The following is an 18,962-nucleotide window of genomic DNA, read 5'->3' as shown; positions in this document are numbered from 1 at the left end:
CCATCGTGGACGCCCTGGGGCGGCGGTTCGCCGAGGATCCACAGTGGCGGCGACTGCTGAGCCCCGACGACACGAAGGCGCGAAGGGCCCGGCGCGCACTGTACGAGGACGTGCGCGGGGCCAAGGAGAGGCTGTCGCGTCACACCAATGTGGACTTCCCGATTCCGCTGCTGGACGCCGACGGCCGCCTCACCCGCGATGAGCTGGAGTCGGAGACCCGTCCGCTGCTGGAGCGGGCGGTGCGCCTCACTCGGGCGGTGATCCGCGCGTCGCGTTTGGACTCCGACCGGTTGTCGGGCGTGTTCCTGGTCGGCGGGGCCAGCCGCATGCCGCTGGTGGCCACCATGCTGCATCGGGAACTCGGCACCGCTCCCGTAGTGCTGGAACAACCCGAACTCGTGGTGGCCCAGGGGGCGACGCTCGCGGCCGCCGAGCCGACGGCGGACCTGCCGCCTCCCGTGCCAACGCCCCCGCCGTCGCCGATCCCCCCGTCCGAGACGCCGCCCGAGCCCGTCACTCCCCCGCCGTTCGTCGCGACGCTCCCGCCACCGACGACAGCCGAGCGGGTCCCCTGGCAGGTGCGGTGGGCTCGCGGCATCATGTGGGCGTATCTGTTGTGGACCATCGTCGCCGCCACGAACGCCTACACCGTCTCCGAATACCTGGTACCGCAGTCCACCTCGGCAATGGAGGTCGCGCTCCTGCTGCTGGCGGGTTGGATCGGACTCATCGTGACGCCGTTCGCCATGGGGCTCAGCGCTTTCCTGCTGCGCAGGCGCAGCTTCGCCGTGTGGGCACTGGCAGTGGCGACATTGGGCGCCCTCGCCGCGGGCGGGGTGTTCTACCTGGTCGCGGCCACTCCGTCCATGCTGGACACGGCTCGGACCAGCACCTCGGGCGCCACGGCGAATATCGTGATGACCCTGATCCTGCTGACCCCCGCGATCGCGGCGATCGTCCTGCTTTCGCGCCCCGACGCTCGACAATGGTTCCGCGGGCCCGGCGCCGCGCTTCCTCCGCTGCCCGCGGGCGCCAGGATGCCGTCGACGGCGCGAGCGGCGAGTGTCCTCATGTGGGTGTCCATCGGACTCGGGGCGGTGCTCGGCATCGCCGTCGTCGTCATGATCGTCAACGACCTGAACTCCGCCTACCACAACCCCGATCCGATCGACTACGTCATGGACTTCGGGTACACGCCGCTGTTCTGCCTCCTGGTGCTGGTGGCGTTGCCGATCGGCGCGGTGCGTCTACACAGTCGTCGCGAGGCGGCGCGACGGTACGCCCTCGGCATCTCCTGCGCCGTGGCCGCCTACTACGGCATCACCGTCGTGCTGATTCTGAGCGACGGCCTGCTGTCGCCCATGGGATTGACGATCACCCTCGTCTACATCCCGCTGGGCCTGGTGACCGCCTACCTGCTGGACCGCCCGTCGGCACGTCGCTGGTTCACCGCCGCGCCGCGCTCCTTAGGCGTCCAGTTCGGCCATGACCTCGTCGGACACGTCGAAGTTGGCCCAGACGTTTTGCACCTCGTCGCTGTCCTCCAGCGCCTCGATCACCTTGAGGACCTTGCGGGCGCCGTCGGCGTCCAGCGGCACGGTCACGCTCGGGACGAAGCTGGCGTCGGCGGAGTCGTAGTCGTGCCCGGCGTCCTGAAGCGCCGTGCGGACCGCGACCAGGTCGGTGGCCTCGCTGATGACCTCAAAGGACTCGCCAAGGTCGTTGACCTCCTCGGCGCCCGCGTCCAGCACCGCCATCAGCACGTCGTCCTCGGACAGGCCGTCGGCCTTCGGCAGGATCACCACGCCCTTGCGGGTGAAGTTGTAGGCCACCGAGCCCGGGTCGGCGAGCTGGCCGCCGTTGCGGGTCAGGGCCGTACGGACCTCGGCCGCGGCGCGGTTGCGATTGTCGGTGAGGCACTCGATGAGCACCGCGACGCCGCCGGGCGCGTAGCCCTCGTAGGTGATCGTCTGATAGTCGGCGCCGCCGCCCTCGGCGCCCGAGCCGCGCTTGAGGGCGCGCTCGATGTTGTCGTTGGGGACCGAGTTCTTCTTGGCCTTTTGAACGGCGTCGTAGAGGGTGGGGTTGCCGTCGATGTCACCGCCGCCCGTCTTGGCCGCCACCTCGACGTTCTTGATGAGCTTGGCGAAGAGCTTGCCGCGCTTGGCGTCGATGGCGGCCTTCTTGTGCTTGGTGGTCGCCCATTTGGAGTGGCCGCTCATCGGTCCCTTGTGTCCTTATCGTCGTCGGATTGGTCGCATGCGGCTCGCACCAGCTCGGCGAAGGCGCGGTGAATCCGCTCGTCCCCCGTCACCTCAGGGTGGAACGCGGTCGCCATCACGTTTCGGGCGCGCACCGCGACGATCTTACCGTCCGCCTCTCCACCGCTGATTCGGCCGATCACCTCGACGTCGGGGCCGACCTTCTCGACCCACGGGGCGCGGATGAACACCGTCCGGAAGGGGCCGCCGTCGATGCCGTCGAGGACCACGTCGGTCTCGAAGGAGTCGACCTGGCGCCCGAACGCGTTGCGGCGCACGGTCATGTCGATGGCGCCGAGGCTCTCCTGATCGCCGCGTCCGTCCAGGACGTTGGACGCCAGCATGATCATGCCCGCGCACGAACCCAGCGCCGGCATGCCCGCGGCGAGGCGGGCGCGCAGCGGCTCCAGCAGCTCGAAGGCCACCAGGAGTTTGCTCATGGTGGTGGACTCGCCGCCGGGGATGACCAGCGCGTCGACCGCGTCAAGTTCACGGCGGCGGCGCACCGCCCGGGCGTCGGCGCCGAGGCGGCGCAGGGCGGCCAGGTGTTCGGCGACGTCGCCCTGCAGCGCCAGTACCCCGATCACCGGCATCGGCTTCTCACTTCGCACATAGGGAAAATTTAAGCCACTCTTCACTTACTAACTTGTCAGTAAGCATGCTAACGTGACGGAAACCTCATCGTTTCGAAACGGTTCCCCCACCAAATTCATATCGAAACTTATGGAGGCTTCGATGGTTTCCCGTCGTTCCCTGCTCGCGGCCACCGGCGTGACCGGTGTGGCCGCCGCCACCTCGCCCTTGTGGGCGCGGCCCTTCATCGCCCACGCCGACGAGGCGACCCCCGACACCTGCGAGCTCGTGCTGGAGAACTCCGGCGGCGGCAATCTCAACGCGTACATCACCGGCCACGAATTCGGCACCGACAAGTGGCTGCTGGTCAAGGCCGACAGCTCCAAGTATTACCTCCAGGACACCTCGACGCCGCAGACCCCGCTGCCGGAGGACTGTTCGATCCCGGTCGGCGCGTCCACCTCGGTGACCCTGCCACGGATGTACGGAGCGCGCATCTACTTCGTGCGCGACGACAAGCTCGAATTCTTCGTCAATCCCGGCCCCGCCCTGGTGGAGCCCGCCTTCGCCACCTCCGCCGACGCCAACTTTCACAAGGTCTGGTCGTTCTGCGAGTTCACCTTCAACGACCAGCAGCTGTTCGCCAACATCAGCTACGTCGACCTGGTGACCGGGCTTCCCATCGGCATGACCCTGGAGGGCGACGGCTCCCACACCGTCGACCCGCTGCCGGGCGACGCGCTCGACAAGATCGCCTCCGACCTGAAGGCCCAGGCGTCGGCCGACGGCAAGCCCTGGGACAAGCTGATCCTGACCGGCGACGGCGGCGGGCTGCTGCGCGCCGTGTCGCCACAGGGCCTGGGCTCGGACAACTTCGGCGACTACTGGAACTCCTATGTGGACCAAGTCTGGCAGAAGTACGCCGGCGAGGACCTCAAGGTCGACATCCAGGGCGGGGGCGGCGTCTTCACCGGACGGGTCAGCGGCGACACCCTGACCTTCAACGACGGCTACGCCTTCGGCAAACCCAACACCGCCGACATCTTCACCTGCAACTCGGGACCGTTCGCCAACAACCCGTCCGATCCGGACCCCAAGAAGGGCATCCTGGCCCGGCTGGCGGCGGCGTTCAACCGCTCCACGCTGCTGGACTTCCCCGACCAGCCGGGCGGCCCGGCGCCGTCCGACTTCTACAAGGGCGACATCACCAACCACTGGGCCCGCATCGTGCACGCCCACTCGCCGATCGGCTACGCGTTCCCCTACGACGACGTGGTCGGCGACGGCGACCCCGACCAATCCGGCGCTGCGAACGACGGCAACCCCCGCCGTTGGACGGTCAAGGCCGGGTGAAAGGAAAAGTCATGAACATATTGCCCAAGAGGAGACGACGGTGGCTGATCGCCGCCGCGACCGGACTGGCCCTTGTGGGCGGTCTGACGATCGGCGGGTCCGCCTTCGCCGACGACCACGCCAAGGCCACCTGGGCCGACGACTTCGACGGGGCCGCCGGTACCGCCCCCGATGGCGCGAAGTGGAACCACGAGGTCAACGGTGACGGCGGCGGCAACCAGGAGCTGCAGTACTACACCGACTCCACCGACAACGCCGCGCTCGACGGCAACGGCAACCTCGTGATCACCGCCCGCAAGGAAAACCCCAACAACTACCAGTGCTGGTACGGCACCTGCACCTACACCTCGGCCCGGCTCACCACCGCCAACAAGTTCACCCAGCAGTACGGACACGTCGAGGCGCGCATCAAGATCCCGCGCGGCAGCGGCATGTGGCCCGCCTTCTGGATGCTGGGCTCCGACATCGGCTCCAACCCGTGGCCCAACTGCGGAGAGATCGACGTCATGGAGAACATCGGCTCCGAACCGTCCACCGTGCACGGAAGCCTGCACGGGCCGGGCTACTCCGGAGGCAACCCGCTCACCGGCAGCTACAACCTGCCCGGCGGCGGCGTGTTCGCCGACGACTTCCACACCTTCGCGGTCGACTGGGCGCCCGACCACATCGCCTGGTCGGTGGACGGCCAGGAGTACGAGCGCCACACCCCGGCCGACACCAACGGAAATCCGTGGGCCTTCGACCACCCGTTCTTCATCATCCTGAACGTCGCGGTCGGCGGCGGCTGGCCCGGTTCGCCCGGCGGCGACACCCAGTTCCCGCAGACCATGGTCGTCGACTACGTGCACGTCAGCGACTGATCCATTGACTCGAGGGGGGCGGGCTACCGGCAGCCCGCCCCCTTCGGCATGAAATTTTAAGGAATCTAAATGTTTCGAAATCGAATTGTGATCTCCACCGCTTACTGACAGGTCAGTCACCTGCTAGCGTGTCGTGCATCCGGCATGAGACGCGTATCCCATTCACCCTTCGGCGATCGGAATCGGCCCTCATGAACCACCCCGACGCGCTCATCGAGCGCCAACTGCGAGCACTGTCCCTCGGTGACAAGGTCCGGTTGCTGACCGGAGAGACGCCCTGGTCACTGTATGCCCTGGACGACATCGGCCTGCGGCCGTTGGTGATGTCGGACGGACCCGCCGGGGTGCGCGGGGTGAGCGAGGGGGAATCCGAGACCGGGGCGTCGATGCCGTCGCCCAGCGCGCTGTCGGCCACCTGGGACGAGGACCTGGCGCGCCGGGTCGGCGTGTTGTTCGCCGCCGAGGGGCACCGGCACGGGGTGGACGTGGTGCTGGCGCCGGTGGTCAACCTGCAACGCACGCCGGTGGGCGGGCGGCACTTCGAGTTCTTCTCCGAGGACCCGCTGCTGTCGGGGACGATCGCGGCGCGGCTGGTGGAGGCCATGCAGGCCAACGGGATCGGCGCCTGCGTCAAGCACTTCGTGGCCAACGACTCCGAGACGATGCGCACCGAGTACGTCGCCGCGCTCGACCCGCGCACGCTGCGCGAGGTGTATCTGGCTCCCTTTGAGACGGTGGTGCGCGAGGCCGGGGCCTGGATGGTGATGGCCTCCTACAACGGCGTCGACGACGGCGTGGAGGCCAGCCCCGCCACCGAGCACCGGCGGCTGTTGACCGGCCTGTTGAAGGAGGAGTGGGGCTTCGACGGCGTCGTGGTCAGCGACTGGACGGCCGCGACCACCACGGTGGCCACCGCCCGCGCCGGTCTGGACCTGGTGATGCCGGGCCCGGGCGGACCGTGGGAGGAGACGCTGCTGAAGGCGGTGCGCTCCGGGGAGGTCGACGAGGAGACCATCGACGACAAGGTGCGCCGCCTGCTGCGGCTGGCGGCCCGGCGGGGGGCGCTGGAGGGGACCGACGCACCCGCCGCCCCGCCCCGGGTCGACTCCGAGGTGCTGCTGCGGGAGTTCGCGGCCCGGTCCACCGTGGTGATCAAGGATCGCCAGCGGATGCTGCCCGTCGCGGCGCGGACGGTGTCGTCGGTGGCGCTGGTCGGCCCCAACGCGGCCGACGCCTTCCTGCAGGGCGGCGGGAGCTGCTTCGTGCGGCCCGACCACGTCGTGTCCCCCCTGGAGGGACTGCGGGAGTTTCTCGGCTCCGACGTGCCGGTGTCGCTGCATCGCGGCGGCTACGCCCGTCCCCACCTGCCCGAGCTGGACCTGAACCGCTGCGCGCAGCCCGACACCGGCGAGCCCGGGGTGCTCATCGAGTTCCTCAACGGCGACGGCCGCGTGCTGGATTGCCTGCGGGGCATCGACTTCAACGGCTGGGTGCGGCACGTGGTCCCCGAGGGCGCCGCCACCGCCCGGCTGTCGGCCCGGGTGCGGCTGGACGAGGTGGGAACCCACTACCTGGGCGTGGGAACCGTTGGGGTGCATCGCATCTGGATCGACGGGGACGAGGTCGCCAGCGGCGACGTCCCGGCCGGCGGCGAGGTGGTGCTGAACTCCAGCGTCAACGCCCCGCCGTCCGTCGACCATCCGGTGAACGCCGAACAGCCGCGCGACGCCGACATCGTGGCCGAGCTTCAGGTGCTGGACGCCTACGGCTGGGGGCGTTTCGTGCGCGCCGCGCTGCGCCACTGGCTCCCCGGCCCCACGGTGGACGCCGAGATCGCCGAGGCGGTGGCCGCGGCGCGCGACGCCGACCTGGCCGTGGTGGTGGTGGGCACCAACAGCGAGGTGGAGTCGGAGGGCTGGGACCGGCCCAACCTCGACCTGCCCGGTCGCCAGGACGAGCTGGTGCGCCGGGTGGTCGCGGCCAACCCGAACACGGTCGTGGTGGTCAACGCCGGCGCCCCGGTGCTGCTGCCCTGGCTCGACGAGGTGGCCTGCGTGCTGTGGACCTGGTTCCCCGGACAGGAATGCGGCCACGCGCTGGCCGACGCGATCTTCGGGGTCACCGAGCCGTCGGGCCGGCTGCCGTGGACCCTGCCGCGCGACGCCGCCGAGGTGCCGGTGCCGCACGCGATCCCCGACGACGGGGTGCTGGAGTACCACGAGGGAATCCACATCGGATACCGCTCCTACGAGCGCGACGGGATCACGCCCGCGGCCTGCTTCGGGCACGGCCTGGGCTGGACCGACTGGCGCTACGACGATGTGGAGGTCCGCACCGGCGACGACGGCGGGGCCGAGCTGCGGGTCGGCATCACCAACACCGGCCCGCGCGCCGGGCACGAGGTGGTGCAGGTGTATCTGAGCGCGGCCGACGCCTCCCCCGAGCGCCCCGCGCGCTGGCTGGCCGGCTTCGCCGCGGCCGCCGTGGATTCCGGGGAATCGCGCACGGTGACGGTACGGGTGGCGCCGCGGGCCTTCCAGGTCTGGGACGAGGCCTCCGCCGCCTGGCAGACCCCGAACGGAACGTATACCCTCCACATCGGACGCTCCATTGGTGACGTCCGCCTCACCTCACTGATCGCCCAAGGAGACACAAGATGAAACGACGCTCGGCCTTCCAGCTGATGGGCGCCGCAGCCGCGACCGCGATGGTCGGCGCGGGTTGCGGCGGCCCCTCCTCGTCCTCCAATGTGCTGACCGTCGGCATGCCCAACGGCCCGCTGACGGAGAACAACAACCCGTTCAGCCCCACCTCGACGTCCAACTCGCTGGGCTACCGCTGGGTGATATGGGAGCCGCTGGCGCAGGTCAACCTGCTGGACCCCGACGGTGAGCCCACACCGTGGCTGGCCAAGAAGTGGGTGTGGGCCGAGGACTACAAGTCGGTGGAGCTGACGATCCGCACCGGGGCCAAGTGGTCGGACGGCAAGCCGCTGAGCGCCGAGGACATCGCGTTCACCTTCAACATGATCAAGGACAACGAAGCGCTCAACCTCGACGCGGTGTCCTACAAGGACATCAAGGCCTCCGGCGACAAGGTGACCCTGACGTTCGACTCCTCGGAGTTCGTCAACAAGGGACGCGTCCTGGGCACCATTCCGATGGTCCCCAAGCACGTCTGGTCGAAGGTCAAGGACCCGGCGAAGGACCCGGTCAAGAAGCCGATCGGCAGCGGTCCGTACACATTGTCCAACTGGTCCTCCCAGGCGATCACCCTGAAGCCCAACGACGGGTACTGGGGCGGCAAGCCCCAGGTGCCGCAGCTGCGTTACACCTCCTACAACGACAACAGCGCCCAGTCCACGGCGCTGGGCAACGGCGAATGCCAATGGGCGTACGTCTTCCTGTCCAACTACAAGAAGGTCTTCATCAAGAAGGACCCGGAGCACAACCGGCTGTGGTTCCCCTCCGGCCTCGGCATCCACGTGTTGTTCATCAACACCGAGCGCAAGCCCTTCGACTCCGTGGAGCTGCGCCAGGCCATGAACCTGGTGATCGACCGCGAGGCCGTGTACAAGCAGGGCGAGTCGGGGCTGTACCCCATGGTGGACAGTCCCACCGGGATTCCGCGCCCCGTTGGCGACAAGTTCATCGCCAAGAAGTACGCCGACGCCAAGCACAAGGTGGACGTCGCGCAGGCCAAGAAGCTGCTGAAGGGGGCGGGCTTCACCCTCTCCGACGGCGTGCTGTCCGATCCGGACGGCAAGCCGGTGAAGCTGAAGCTGGTCGACCCGTCGGGCTGGAACGACTACCTGGCGAGCCTCCAGATCATCTCCGACGACCTGAAGCAGATCGGGATCGACGCCACGGTGGACACCATGACGGTTGACCGGTGGAACAACGCCATGGCCACCGGCGACTTCGACGCGAGTCTGCACTGGACGAACACCGGCGCCACCCCGTGGGACATGTACGCCGGGGTGATGGACGGCAAGCAGTACAAGAAGCTCGGCAAGAACGCCTCGTGGAACTTCGGGCGCTTCAAGAACGACGACGCCACGGCCGCGCTCGCCAAGTACGCCAACACCTCCGACGACGCCGAGCGGGCCAAGGCCCTGGAGACCCTGCAGGACGTCATGGTCAACGAGGTCCCGGTGATCCCGCTGGTGGCCGGGCCGATCGGCGCGGAGTACTCCACGAAGAACTGGACCGGCTGGCCCAATGAGGACGATCAGTACGCCATGCCGCAGCCGACCCAGCCCAGCGCTTCCCAGATCCTGATGAAGCTCAAGCCCGCGAAGTGACTGTCACCCCATGACCGCGATCGACAAGAACGACACTCCCGCCGCCGCGCGGACCGGCGGCGCGGTGTTGGCCGCGCGCGCCCTCACCAAGCACTTCAAGGTGCGGGGCGCGCGGGGTCGACGCCGCGAGGTCCACGCGGTCGAGGGCATCGACCTGGAGCTCCACAGGGGACGGGTGGTGGCGCTGGTCGGCGAGTCCGGCTCCGGCAAGTCCACCGTGGCGCGCCTGCTGGCCCAGCTGTATCCGGCCACCGACGGGCAGGTGTTGCTGGAGGGCGAGCCGGTGCGGGTCTCCTTCGGCAAGAGGTTTCGCGCCTACTGCCGCGACGTCCAGATGATCTTCCAGGACCCCTTCGCCTCGCTGAACCCGATCCACACGGTGGGCTACTCGCTGCGACGTTCGCTGCGCATCCACCAGGGACTGAAGGGCGGAGAGCTGGAGAGCGGGCTGGGGGCGCTGCTGGAGATGGTGCACCTGACGCCCGCCGCCCGCTACGTCGACAAGTTCCCGCACGAGCTGTCGGGCGGCCAACGGCAGCGGGTGGCGATCGCGCGGGCGCTGGGCGCCCGGCCGAAGGTGCTACTGGCCGACGAGCCGGTGTCGATGCTCGACGTGTCGATCCGTCTGGGGGTGCTGAACCTGTTGGCGGAGTTGAAGGACGAGTTCAATCTGGCCATCTTGTACATCACCCACGACATCGCCTCGGCGCGATACTTCGCCGACGAGACCGTGGTGATGTACGCCGGGCGGATCGTGGAGCGCGGCGGCAGCGAGGACGTCACGCAACGCCCCACCCACCCGTACACGAAGCTGCTGTTGGCCTCGGCGCCCAATCCCGACAGCCAGGAGACGCCGGAGGCCGGAAACGGTCCCGCCGAGGCGCCCAGCCTGGTGTCGCCGCCGTCGGGCTGCCGCTTCCATCCGCGGTGTCCACAGGCGATGGACCGCTGCCGCGTCGAGGTGCCGCCGTTCTTCTCCGCCAACGACGACCAGCTCAGCGCCTGCTGGCTGTACGCCGGGGAGGACGCGTCGTGAAGTATCTGTTGCGCCGCGCGGCGTTCTACCTGGTGACGGCGTGGGCGGCCATCACGCTGAACTTCTTCATCCCGCGGATGCTGCCCGGCGACCCCGTGAAGGCGCTGTTGAACCAGTATCACGGGCAGCTGAGCAGCGACGCCACCCACTCGCTGTACGTCCTGTTCGGACTCGACAAGCAGGCCGGACTGTGGCAGCAGTACCTGGAGTACTGGGGCAACATCCTCCACGGCGACTTCGGCCTGTCGTTCTCGTTCTTCCCGACCCCGGTGTCGGAGGTGATCTCGCAGTCGCTGCCGTGGACCCTGGGCCTGGTCGGACTGTCCACGGTGATCAGTTTCGTGCTGGGGACGCTGGCCGGGGTGTACGCCGGTTGGCGACGCGGCAGCTGGCTGGACGGGATGCTTCCGGTGTCGACGTTCTTCTCGGCGGTGCCGTACTTCTGGATCGCGCTGATCGCCATCGCGGTGTTCGCCGAGGGCGCCCAGCTCTTCCCCGCCAGCGGCGGCTGGGACCCGGCCCTGATCCCGTCGTTCGACGGCGCGTTCATCGGATCGGTGGTCTCGCACGGCATCCTGCCCGCCCTCACCATCGTGGTGAGCTCGGTGGCGGGCTGGATCCTCGGCATGCGCAACATGATGGTCACGGTGTCCAGTGAGGACTACGTGACGGTGGCGCACGCCAAGGGCCTGAAGGAGCGCACCGTGATGTTCGGCTACGCCGCCCGCAACGCGGTGCTGCCCAACGTCTCCAACTTCGCGTTGTCCCTGGGCTTCATCGTGTCGGGGACGCTGGTGACCGAGATGGTGTTCTCCTACCCCGGCATCGGCTACGTGCTGTGGAAGGCGGTGGGGTCCAAGGACTACCCGCTGATGCAGGGCGTCTTTCTGATCATCACGCTGTCGGTGCTGGTGGCCAACATGATCGCCGACGTGGTGTACACCATGCTCGATCCGCGCATCCGCAGGGAGGCCTGAGAAGATGGTTACCACCACAGTGGAGACAACCCCGGCTCCGGCCCGCCGCGCCTCCAGTCGGCTGCTGTTCTTGAAGAACCGCAAGACCCAGGTGGGTCTGGCGATCCTCGGGTTCTTCGTGCTGCTGGCGCTCGTCGGCGACCTGCTCGCCCCCTACGACCCCGGCCACACCGGGCCGGACGTCCTGCGACCCCCGTCGGGGGCGCACCTGTTGGGCACCACCAACACCGGCCAGGACGTGCTGTCCCAGCTGCTGGTGGGCACCCGGGGCGTGCTGGTGGTGGGCCTGTTGGCGGGGCTGCTGGCCACCGTCCTCAGCGTCATCGTCGGTGTCACCGCCGGGTTCCTGGGCGGCGTGGGTGACGAGCTGCTTTCCCTGCTGGCCAACATCTTCCTGGTGATTCCGGCGCTGCCGCTCATCATCATCGTCGCCGGTCAGCTGCCCGACGCCGGCGGCATCACCGTGGCGCTGGTGATCTCCCTGACCGGCTGGGCGTGGTGCTCGCGGGTGGTCAGGGCGCAGACGCTGTCCCTGCGCCGCAGGGACTTCGTGGAGGCGGCGCGCGCCAACGGCGAGAGCCTGCCGCGCCTGGTGTTCTTCGAGATCCTGCCCAACCTGACCGCGGTGATCACGACGAGCTTCATCGGGACGGTGATCTTCGCGATCCTGTCGGAGATCACGCTGGCGTTCATCGGCGTCACCAGCATCTCCGACTGGAACTGGGGCACCATCCTGTTCTTCGCGCAGAACAACCAGGCCCTGGACCAGGGCGCCTGGTGGTGGTTCGTGCCCGCGGGGCTGTGCATCGCCGCGGTCGGCACCGCGCTGACCCTGATCAACTTCGGCATCGACGAATTCGTCAATCCCCGGCTGCGCACCACCGGGCGCGACGCCAAGCTGTTGCGCGCCAAGCGTATCCGGGCGAGGGTCGGCTTCACGCCGGTCTATCGGGGAACCGACGGACGGGAGGGGTCATGAACGACCCGGTACTGCACATCGACTCGCTCAGCGTCGACTACGGGTACGACGACAACGCCGTGCACGCCCTGCGCGACGTCAGCCTCACCCTGCACGCGGGCGAGGTGCTCGGTCTCGCCGGCGAAAGCGGCTGCGGAAAGTCCACGCTGGCGTACGCGGCCACCCGCCTGTTGCCGCCGCCGGGCGTCATCACCGGCGGCGAGGTGACCTTCACCTCCACTCGGGATGATCGGTCCCTGAATCTGTTGCGCGCCAGCGACTCCGAGCTGCGTGCCAGCCGCTGGGACGACACGGCCATCGTGTTCCAGGGCGCGATGAACTCCCTGAATCCGGTGTACCGCGTCGGACGGCAGCTCACCGACATGATCGCCACCCACCGCCCCAAGACGTCCCGCGCCCGCTCGCGCGCCCGCGCGGTCGAACTGATGGACATGGTGGGCATCTCCCCCGACCGCCTCGACGACTACCCGCACCAGTTGTCCGGCGGGATGCGGCAGCGCGTCATGATCGCCATGGCGCTGGCGCTGGAGCCGCAGGTGGTCATCATGGACGAACCCACCACCGCCCTCGACGTGGTGATGCAGCGCCAGATCGTCGAGCAGATCATGGAACTGCGGGCTCGGGCGGGATTCTCGGTCATCTTCATCACCCACGACATGTCCCTTTTGGTGGAACTGGCCGACCGGATCGCCATCATGTACGCCGGGCGCATCGTCGAGGACGCCCCGGCCCGCGACATCTACTCCGCGCCCCGCCACCCCTACACCGAGGGCCTGCTGTCGTCGTTCCCGCCGCTGCACGGCCCGCGCCGCAAGCTGGGCGGGATTCCCGGCTCACCGCCGGACCTCCAGGCCCTGCCGTCCGGCTGCGCCTTCGCGCCCCGCTGCCCCGTGGCCTTCGACGCGTGCGGCCACGAGCGACCGGACCTGACCGCGACCGTCTTCGGCGACGACGAGCCGCGGCGCCGGGTCGCCTGCCTGCACCATCGACGTCCGCTGGAGGACCTGCCCGCTCACCTGAGGCGTCAGTGACTTCCGAGCCCACAACGTAAGGTGACTACATGGCACGTTCCGAACCGGACGATCGACGGCGGCAGCGCGAGGAGCGCACCGCCTTGCGCCGCAAGGAGATTCTGCGCGCCGCCACCGAGATCTTCGGCACACGCGGATACAAGAGCGGTTCGCTGACCGAGATCGCCGAACAGGTCGGCATGACCCACGCCGGCATCCTGCACCACTTCGGGTCCAAGAACCAGCTGCTGTTGGCCGTGCTGGACTACCGCGACGAACAGGACGTCCAGGACCTGGAGGGCAAGCACCCGCCCGAGGGCATGGCCCTGTTCAAGCACCTGGTGGCCACGGCCCGCTACAACGCCAAGCGCCCCGGCATCGTGCAGACCTACGCGGTGCTGTCGGCCGACTCGGTCACCGAGAACCACCCCGCCCAGGACTACTTCCGCGACCGCTTCACCGAGCTGCGGGTCATGCTGATCCGTTCGCTGCGGCAGATCTGCGACCCGGAGAGGATGCCCTCGGAGTCCGAGCTGGACACCGCCGCCTCGGCCATCATCGGCGTCATGGACGGCCTCCAGGTGCAGTGGCTCCTGGACGACGGCGCGGTGGATCTGCCCCAGTCCACGGCGTTCGCCATCGACGCGATCCTCGCCGCGCTCGTGGCGGGCCGCACCGGCGATCGGCTCGCGTGAGCCGGGTCGCATTCAGGTGTGCGACGTCCACCCGATAACCTGCACAGCGCCCCACGTGACATTCGACAAGGAGATCGGCCCATGGCCAAGCAGCTCAACCCCATGCCGCCCTCGGCGAAATCGGCGCGGCGGACGTTGTGGGTGCAGGCGCTCCTGGCCGTGCTGGTGGGCGGCGGCTTCGCCGCGATCCACAAGTACAAGAACGCCTGGGAGCCGAACCTGGTGACGGCGCACCACCCGTATCGGATCGCGATCGGCTTCGCCGTCGGCGGCGTGGTGCTGTTTCTGCTCACCCTGCTGATGCGCTACCAGTGGCGCTGGCTGTGGCTGCTTCTGGTGCTGATCGAGGTGGCCAGCCTCGTGGGACTGGTGTGGGTCGGGGTCCTGGGGATCAACTGGTGGGTCGTGGGTGTGGCGGCCGCGGTGTCCCTTTTCGCGTTCGCGGCGCTGTTGGGTCGGGTGGCGCGTCGTTGGTTCCACCACTGATCTGGATAATCGACGGCCATGAGTCTCTTGTCGCCGGATAAGTTCTCCGGCTCCGATGCGTCGAACATTCCCACGCCCGTCAAGATCGCCCGGATCCTCATGTACGTCCAGGCGGCCCTGTGCGTGCTCGGCGGGGCCTGGCAGGGCTTCACGCTCGTCCAGGTCGGCAGGATGTCCGACGCCAAGGTCTCGCAGCTCACCAGCGGCAAGATCAAGCACGTGGCGGACTACCCGTTCCCGCAGGCGTGGACGTACACGATCCTGCTGGCCGTGCTGGGGCTGGTGCTGGCGGCTCTGGCGCTGCGCTTCGTCACCCGCCAGAAGTCGCTGCGGTTGATCACGATCGTGGCCCAGTGTCTCCTCGTGCCGATCAGCTATCTGAACGCGGGCATCCTGGCCTGCATCGTGATCCTTCCCGCCATCGCCGCGCTGGCGATGCTGACGCAGCCGGCGGCCAAGTTGTGGTTCAGGCCCGAGTCCGCCGCCGGAGGGTCCGACAAGGACGACTAGGCCGTCTGGCCGACGATCGCGGGCAGCACCTCTCCCACCCGCTCGCGCAGGACGGCGTCGGCCCTGTGGTCGAACGGCGTGGGTTCGGCGTTGCAGATCACCACCCGCGCGCCCGCCTCCAGCGCCACGTCCACCAGGCCCGCGGCCGGGTAGACCGTCAGCGAGGTGCCCACCGCGACGAACACCTCGCAGTCGGCCGCCGCCTCGGCGCTGTGCCGCAGCACCACCGGGTCCAGGCTCTGGCCGAAGAACACCGTCGTCGACTTCAGCATCCCTCCACAGTCGAGACACTGTGGATCTTCCTCGCCCGCGTCGACCCGGTCCAGGGCCTCGCGCATCGAGGTCTCGGCGCCGCACTTCAGGCACAGCACGCCGAAGATGTTGCCGTGCACCTCCAGCACCCGGTCGGGGCTGGTGCCCGCCTTCTGGTGCAGGCCGTCGATGTTCTGGGTGATGAGCCGGTTGAGCTTTCCGCGTTCCTCCAGGCGGACCAGGGCGCGGTGGGCGGCGTTGGGTTCGACGGTCCAGGCGGCGTGGTCGCGCCGACGCGCCCAGGAGCGCTTGCGGATCTCGGGATCGCGCACGTAGTAGTCGATATCGACGTACTTGGCGGCGTCCGGGTCGACGGTCCAGGTGCCCGAGGGGCCCCGGTAGTCGGGGATGCCGGATTCGGTGGACACCCCGGCACCGGTGAACACCGTGACCTTGTCCGCCGCGTCGATCCAGTCGCGCACCTGTGTCAGGGTCATGCCGCCACGATACGCACGCGCGGGGGCGACGGGCGAGCCGTCTTATTACCGGCGGGTAACATGGCGGCATGGCCGACTACGCGCAGGAGTACATCGACGGCGACGGGTTCCGGCTCGGTGTGCACCGCTACCGGTGTGACGACGGGCCCGCCGTGGTCATGCTGCCCGCGATGGGGGTGCCCGCCGGGTACTACCGCCGCTTCGCCGTGGCGCTGGGCTCAGGCGGCGCCGACGTCACCGTGGCCGACATGCGCGGCACCGGTTCGAGCATGCCGCGCCCCGCCCGCGCGGTCGACTTCGGCTACCAGGAGCTGCTCGACGACATCGACGCCCTGTGCGACCTCGTCCGGGACGAACTGGCCGGGCGGCCCGTGCTGTTCATGGGGCACAGCCTGGGCGGGCAGCTGGCCCTGCTGCACCTGGCCCGCCAGCGCCCCACGGGCCTGGACGTGCGCGGCGTGGCGGTGCTGGCCTCGGGGCTGCCGTACGGCGCGCTGTACGGCCCGCGCGGCGTGATGGTGTCGGGTCTGGCGCGCGTCATGACCACCACGTCCGCCCTCTATGGACACTGGCCCGGCTACGGTTTCGCCGGACGTCAACCCCGCCGGCTGATCGGCGACTGGGCCCACACGGTGCGCACCGGCAGGTTCCCCCGCCTCGACGGCCGCGACTCCGAGGCGGGACTCGCGGAGCTGAAGCTACCGGTGCTGGCGGTGACCATGCAGGGCGACAAGCACACCCCGGAGGTCACCAGCCGTTTCCTCACCGCCAAGCTCGCCTCGGCGCGGGTCGAGGAGTACCGCTACCGCCGCGACACGGCCGGGACCGAGCTGGACCACTTCACCTGGGCACGCCACAGTGGACCGTTGATCGAGCGGCTGCGCGCCTTCATCGACGGCTTGTGAGCCGCTGGACGTCCGCGTCCGAGGGCGCGCGGGCGCCCCTTCCGGCCAGCGCACCGGCCACGGCCGTCAGCGCCAGGCCCGCGATGGTGAACGCCGAGGGCACCCGTCCGCCAGCGATGTCGATCGCCAGGGCGCCGGCCAGCTGGCCCGCGAGGATGCCCAGCGCCATGCGCAGTACGCCGATCCGCTTCACCGCGATCACCGAGCACAGCAGCAGGGCGGAGCCCAGCAGCCCGCCCAGGTACAGCCACGGCTGGGGCGGGAATCGGAAGTCGCCGAACCCGACGGCCAGCGCCAGCACCCCGATCACCAGGTACAGGGCGACGGTGCCGACCGTGAAGTTCACCAGGCCCGTCGACAGTGGATTGCCCGCGATCTCGTTGACCCGCCCGTTCAGGGCGGCCTGGAGCGACAGGCCGATGCCGACCACCACGACCAGCGGCACCAGCCACCACGCGGCGGCGTGCAGCTCCCGCCCGGCCTGGGCGACGGCCACCGCGACGATCGCGGTGATCGCGCCGGTCAGACGGAAAACGGTGATGCGCAGCCGCCCCGACGGGCCGAGTCCGACGGCGTCGCAGCCCAAGGCGCCCATGGTGTTTCCGCACACCTGGGCCACCGTGAACAACGCGACGCCGATCAGCGGGGCGGCGTAGGCCCCGGCGAACACGAAGAACGCGCCGAACAGCCCGCCGCTGTACATCCACAGTGGAAGCCGGTCGCGCCAGATCCGGCCCAGGCCGGTGCGCACCCGGGTCAGGGCCAGCGTCGCGATGATGAACAGCAGGCCGCCGAAGGTGTTGGACACCCCGGCCGCCAGCACCGGCGAACCGAGCCGCTCCCCCAGGTGCCCGTTGACGGCCGCCTGCGCCGCCCCGCAGCCGCCCCCGGCCACCGACAGGGCGAGCGCCAGCCACACCGGGATCGTCCGGCGTGGCGACCGCGGGCGGACAATCACGTTCATATCCGGCAGGCGTGGATGTCGGTCACCAGGATTCCCCTGGCCCCCAAGGCATACAGGTCGTCCATGATGCGGTGGATCTCGCCGCGCGGCGTCATCGACTCCACCGCCACCCATCCCTCACGTTGCAGCGGCGAGATGGTGGGCGACTCGATGCCCGGCGTCAGGGCGCAGGCGCGCTCCAGGTCCTCGGCGTGCACGTCGTAGGCGAGCATGACGTAGCGCCGGGCCACCAGCACGCCCTGGAGGCGGCGCACCAGGTTGTCGACGGCCGCGCCGCCGGCACCGCCGTCGCGGGCGATCAGGATCGCCTCGGACGTCATGATCGGTTCGCCGAAGATCTCCAGACCCGCCTGGCGCAGGGTGGCCCCGGTGGACACCACGTCGGCCACCGCGTCGGCGACCCCGAGGCCCACGGCGTTCTCCACGGCGCCGTCCAGGTGCACCACGGTGGCGGTGACCCCGCTGGCCTCCAGGTTGGCCGCCACCACTCCCGTGAAGGACGTGGCGATCCGCTTGCCCTGAAGATCCGACACCGCGGCGGCGGTGCCGGGCGCGGCGGCGTAGCGGAAGGTGGAGCCGCCGAAGCCCAGCCCCATCACCTCGGCGGCGTCGGCCCGGGAGTCCACCAGCAGGTCCCGCCCGGTGATGCCCAGGTCGAGGTCGCCGGAGGCGACGTAGGTGGCGATGTCGCGGGGCCGCAGGTAGAAGAACTGCACCCCGTTGGGCTCGTCGGTGGCGGTCAGGTCGCGGGCGGCGCGGCGTTGCCGGTATCCGGCCTCGATCAGCATCGCCGAGGCGGCCTCCGACAGCGCGCCCTTGTTGGGTACGGCTATGCGCAGCATGGGTGTCTCCTACAGGTACCGATAAACGTCTTCAATGGACAAATCGGAGGCGAGCATCAACACCTGCAGGTGATACAGCAACTGCGAGATCTCCTCGGCGGTGCGCTCGCGGCCCTCGTGCTCGGCGGCCATCCACACCTCGGCGGCCTCCTCGACCACCTTCTTGCCGATGGCGTGGACGCCCGCGTCCAGGGCCGCGACCGTACCGGACCCGGCGGGCCGGGCCTCGGCCTTGGCGGACAGTTCGGCGAACAACTGCTCGAATGTCTTCACGTGTGATCGGTACCCCTGCTTGTCTGGTGAGATCACGTCGCATCCTATCCGCGACCACCTGGCCAAAGCCCCCGCGTCGGGACGATGTGATCGCCGCGTCCCGCGCGCCGCCCTGTCATCCACAGTGGCCGATTGGGCGCGAACGCCGTTTGCGTTGCGTCACTAGCCGGATACCATGGAGGTAAC

19 protein-coding genes and 1 pseudogene are annotated in these 18,962 nt (G+C 69.1%); 13 read left to right on the top strand and 7 right to left on the bottom strand.

Translation table 11 applies throughout. The features are described from left to right. Nucleotides 1-5: 5 nt before the first annotated feature. Nucleotides 6-371: pseudogene (locus tag VE172_RS25585) on the top strand (Hsp70 family protein); the annotation flags it as partial. Nucleotides 372-841: 470 nt separating this feature from the next. On the opposite strand, the gene VE172_RS22530 reads toward VE172_RS25585, so the two are convergent. The 3 genes from VE172_RS22530 to pdxT all read right to left on the bottom strand — a co-directional run bounded on the left by VE172_RS22530 (nucleotide 842) and on the right by pdxT (nucleotide 2,854). After that, a complete protein-coding gene (locus VE172_RS22530; RefSeq protein ID WP_324804254.1) occupies nucleotides 842-1,072 on the bottom strand; it encodes a hypothetical protein in 231 nt (76 codons plus the stop codon). Nucleotides 1,073-1,466: 394 nt separating this feature from the next. Then, nucleotides 1,467-2,222: a YebC/PmpR family DNA-binding transcriptional regulator gene (locus VE172_RS22525; protein WP_324804253.1), complete on the bottom strand. Its 756-nt coding sequence runs from the start codon at nucleotides 2,220-2,222 to the stop codon at nucleotides 1,467-1,469. Continuing rightward, on the bottom strand, nucleotides 2,219-2,854 hold the full coding sequence (gene pdxT, locus VE172_RS22520; RefSeq protein WP_349258498.1) for a pyridoxal 5'-phosphate synthase glutaminase subunit PdxT: 636 nt from the start codon (nucleotides 2,852-2,854) through the stop codon (nucleotides 2,219-2,221). The genes VE172_RS22525 and pdxT overlap by 4 nt, the downstream gene beginning before the upstream one ends. A 142-nt stretch (nucleotides 2,855-2,996) precedes the next feature. Between pdxT and VE172_RS22515 the strand changes: the two genes are divergently transcribed. The 11 genes from VE172_RS22515 to VE172_RS22465 all read left to right on the top strand — a co-directional run bounded on the left by VE172_RS22515 (nucleotide 2,997) and on the right by VE172_RS22465 (nucleotide 15,043). Next, nucleotides 2,997-4,187 carry a glycoside hydrolase family 64 protein gene (locus VE172_RS22515; protein WP_324804251.1) on the top strand — a complete coding sequence of 397 codons (1,191 nt, stop codon included), beginning with the start codon at nucleotides 2,997-2,999 and terminating at the stop codon, nucleotides 4,185-4,187. Nucleotides 4,188-4,198: 11 nt separating this feature from the next. Continuing rightward, nucleotides 4,199-5,047, top strand: coding sequence for a glycoside hydrolase family 16 protein (locus VE172_RS22510; protein WP_324804250.1), 849 nt, complete (start codon nucleotides 4,199-4,201; stop codon nucleotides 5,045-5,047). 191 nt (nucleotides 5,048-5,238) lie between these two features. Beyond that, nucleotides 5,239-7,707 (top strand): beta-glucosidase, encoded by a 2,469-nt coding sequence (locus VE172_RS22505; RefSeq protein ID WP_324804249.1) that lies wholly within the window; start codon nucleotides 5,239-5,241, stop codon nucleotides 7,705-7,707. Continuing rightward, nucleotides 7,704-9,350, top strand: a complete 1,647-nt coding sequence (locus tag VE172_RS22500; RefSeq protein ID WP_324804248.1) for an ABC transporter substrate-binding protein — start codon at nucleotides 7,704-7,706, stop codon at nucleotides 9,348-9,350. The genes VE172_RS22505 and VE172_RS22500 overlap by 4 nt, the downstream gene beginning before the upstream one ends. A gap of 10 nt (nucleotides 9,351-9,360) precedes the next feature. Continuing rightward, on the top strand, nucleotides 9,361-10,386 hold the full coding sequence (locus VE172_RS22495; RefSeq protein ID WP_324804247.1) for an ABC transporter ATP-binding protein: 1,026 nt from the start codon (nucleotides 9,361-9,363) through the stop codon (nucleotides 10,384-10,386). Further along, nucleotides 10,383-11,363: an ABC transporter permease gene (locus VE172_RS22490; protein WP_324804246.1), complete on the top strand. Its 981-nt coding sequence runs from the start codon at nucleotides 10,383-10,385 to the stop codon at nucleotides 11,361-11,363. The genes VE172_RS22495 and VE172_RS22490 overlap by 4 nt, the downstream gene beginning before the upstream one ends. 4 nt (nucleotides 11,364-11,367) lie before the next feature. Continuing rightward, nucleotides 11,368-12,342, top strand: coding sequence for an ABC transporter permease (locus VE172_RS22485; protein WP_324804245.1), 975 nt, complete (start codon nucleotides 11,368-11,370; stop codon nucleotides 12,340-12,342). Further along, nucleotides 12,339-13,373: an ABC transporter ATP-binding protein gene (locus VE172_RS22480; RefSeq protein WP_324804244.1), complete on the top strand. Its 1,035-nt coding sequence runs from the start codon at nucleotides 12,339-12,341 to the stop codon at nucleotides 13,371-13,373. Before VE172_RS22485 ends, VE172_RS22480 begins: the two co-directional genes overlap by 4 nt. A gap of 29 nt (nucleotides 13,374-13,402) precedes the next feature. Further along, nucleotides 13,403-14,047 (top strand): TetR/AcrR family transcriptional regulator, encoded by a 645-nt coding sequence (locus tag VE172_RS22475; RefSeq protein WP_324804243.1) that lies wholly within the window; start codon nucleotides 13,403-13,405, stop codon nucleotides 14,045-14,047. 81 nt (nucleotides 14,048-14,128) lie between these two features. Beyond that, on the top strand, nucleotides 14,129-14,533 hold the full coding sequence (locus VE172_RS22470; RefSeq protein WP_324804242.1) for a hypothetical protein: 405 nt from the start codon (nucleotides 14,129-14,131) through the stop codon (nucleotides 14,531-14,533). 18 nt (nucleotides 14,534-14,551) lie between these two features. Next, nucleotides 14,552-15,043 (top strand): hypothetical protein, encoded by a 492-nt coding sequence (locus VE172_RS22465; RefSeq protein ID WP_324804241.1) that lies wholly within the window; start codon nucleotides 14,552-14,554, stop codon nucleotides 15,041-15,043. Here VE172_RS22465 and VE172_RS22460 read toward each other — a convergent pair. Further along, nucleotides 15,040-15,792 carry an SIR2 family NAD-dependent protein deacylase gene (locus VE172_RS22460; protein ID WP_324804240.1) on the bottom strand — a complete coding sequence of 251 codons (753 nt, stop codon included), beginning with the start codon at nucleotides 15,790-15,792 and terminating at the stop codon, nucleotides 15,040-15,042. The genes VE172_RS22465 and VE172_RS22460 overlap by 4 nt on opposite strands. A 68-nt stretch (nucleotides 15,793-15,860) precedes the next feature. On the opposite strand from VE172_RS22460, the gene VE172_RS22455 reads away from it, so the two are divergent. Continuing rightward, nucleotides 15,861-16,697: an alpha/beta hydrolase family protein gene (locus tag VE172_RS22455; protein WP_324804239.1), complete on the top strand. Its 837-nt coding sequence runs from the start codon at nucleotides 15,861-15,863 to the stop codon at nucleotides 16,695-16,697. Here the strand turns inward: VE172_RS22455 and VE172_RS22450 are convergent. The 3 genes from VE172_RS22450 to VE172_RS22440 are packed head-to-tail and all read right to left on the bottom strand — an operon-like array spanning nucleotide 16,681 to nucleotide 18,776. Next, nucleotides 16,681-17,661, bottom strand: a complete 981-nt coding sequence (locus VE172_RS22450) for a DMT family transporter (RefSeq protein WP_324804238.1) — start codon at nucleotides 17,659-17,661, stop codon at nucleotides 16,681-16,683. The two genes, VE172_RS22455 and VE172_RS22450, sit on opposite strands and share 17 nt — an antisense overlap. Continuing rightward, on the bottom strand, nucleotides 17,658-18,503 hold the full coding sequence (gene hisG / locus VE172_RS22445; protein ID WP_324804237.1) for an ATP phosphoribosyltransferase: 846 nt from the start codon (nucleotides 18,501-18,503) through the stop codon (nucleotides 17,658-17,660). Before hisG ends, VE172_RS22450 begins: the two co-directional genes overlap by 4 nt. A 9-nt stretch (nucleotides 18,504-18,512) precedes the next feature. Further along, on the bottom strand, nucleotides 18,513-18,776 hold the full coding sequence (locus VE172_RS22440; RefSeq protein ID WP_324804236.1) for a phosphoribosyl-ATP diphosphatase: 264 nt from the start codon (nucleotides 18,774-18,776) through the stop codon (nucleotides 18,513-18,515). Between the last annotated feature and the right edge of the window lie 186 nt (nucleotides 18,777-18,962).

The organism is Stackebrandtia sp. (genome assembly GCF_035643755.1).
Classification (GTDB): Bacteria; Actinomycetota; Actinomycetes; order Mycobacteriales; family Micromonosporaceae; genus Stackebrandtia.
Note: the sequence above shows the minus strand (reverse complement) of the source record. Positions and strands in the feature narration are given on the sequence as shown.

Excerpts from the sequence above, each read along its gene's own strand:
- VE172_RS22530 (WP_324804254.1), bottom strand. The coding sequence starts at position 1,072 with ATGAGGACACTCGCCGCTCGCGCCGTCGACGGCATCCTGGCGCCCGCG.
- VE172_RS22525 (WP_324804253.1), bottom strand. The coding sequence starts at position 2,222 with ATGAGCGGCCACTCCAAATGGGCGACCACCAAGCACAAGAAGGCCGCC.
- pdxT (WP_349258498.1), bottom strand. The coding sequence starts at position 2,854 with ATGCCGGTGATCGGGGTACTGGCGCTGCAGGGCGACGTCGCCGAACAC.
- VE172_RS22515 (WP_324804251.1), top strand. The coding sequence starts at position 2,997 with ATGGTTTCCCGTCGTTCCCTGCTCGCGGCCACCGGCGTGACCGGTGTG.
- VE172_RS22510 (WP_324804250.1), top strand. The coding sequence starts at position 4,199 with ATGAACATATTGCCCAAGAGGAGACGACGGTGGCTGATCGCCGCCGCG.
- VE172_RS22505 (WP_324804249.1), top strand. The coding sequence starts at position 5,239 with ATGAACCACCCCGACGCGCTCATCGAGCGCCAACTGCGAGCACTGTCC.
- VE172_RS22500 (WP_324804248.1), top strand. The coding sequence starts at position 7,704 with ATGAAACGACGCTCGGCCTTCCAGCTGATGGGCGCCGCAGCCGCGACC.
- VE172_RS22495 (WP_324804247.1), top strand. The coding sequence starts at position 9,361 with ATGACCGCGATCGACAAGAACGACACTCCCGCCGCCGCGCGGACCGGC.
- VE172_RS22485 (WP_324804245.1), top strand. The coding sequence starts at position 11,368 with ATGGTTACCACCACAGTGGAGACAACCCCGGCTCCGGCCCGCCGCGCC.
- VE172_RS22480 (WP_324804244.1), top strand. The coding sequence starts at position 12,339 with ATGAACGACCCGGTACTGCACATCGACTCGCTCAGCGTCGACTACGGG.
- VE172_RS22475 (WP_324804243.1), top strand. The coding sequence starts at position 13,403 with ATGGCACGTTCCGAACCGGACGATCGACGGCGGCAGCGCGAGGAGCGC.
- VE172_RS22470 (WP_324804242.1), top strand. The coding sequence starts at position 14,129 with ATGGCCAAGCAGCTCAACCCCATGCCGCCCTCGGCGAAATCGGCGCGG.
- VE172_RS22465 (WP_324804241.1), top strand. The coding sequence starts at position 14,552 with ATGAGTCTCTTGTCGCCGGATAAGTTCTCCGGCTCCGATGCGTCGAAC.
- VE172_RS22460 (WP_324804240.1), bottom strand. The coding sequence starts at position 15,792 with ATGACCCTGACACAGGTGCGCGACTGGATCGACGCGGCGGACAAGGTC.
- VE172_RS22455 (WP_324804239.1), top strand. The coding sequence starts at position 15,861 with ATGGCCGACTACGCGCAGGAGTACATCGACGGCGACGGGTTCCGGCTC.
- VE172_RS22450 (WP_324804238.1), bottom strand. The coding sequence starts at position 17,661 with ATGAACGTGATTGTCCGCCCGCGGTCGCCACGCCGGACGATCCCGGTG.
- hisG (WP_324804237.1), bottom strand. The coding sequence starts at position 18,503 with ATGCTGCGCATAGCCGTACCCAACAAGGGCGCGCTGTCGGAGGCCGCC.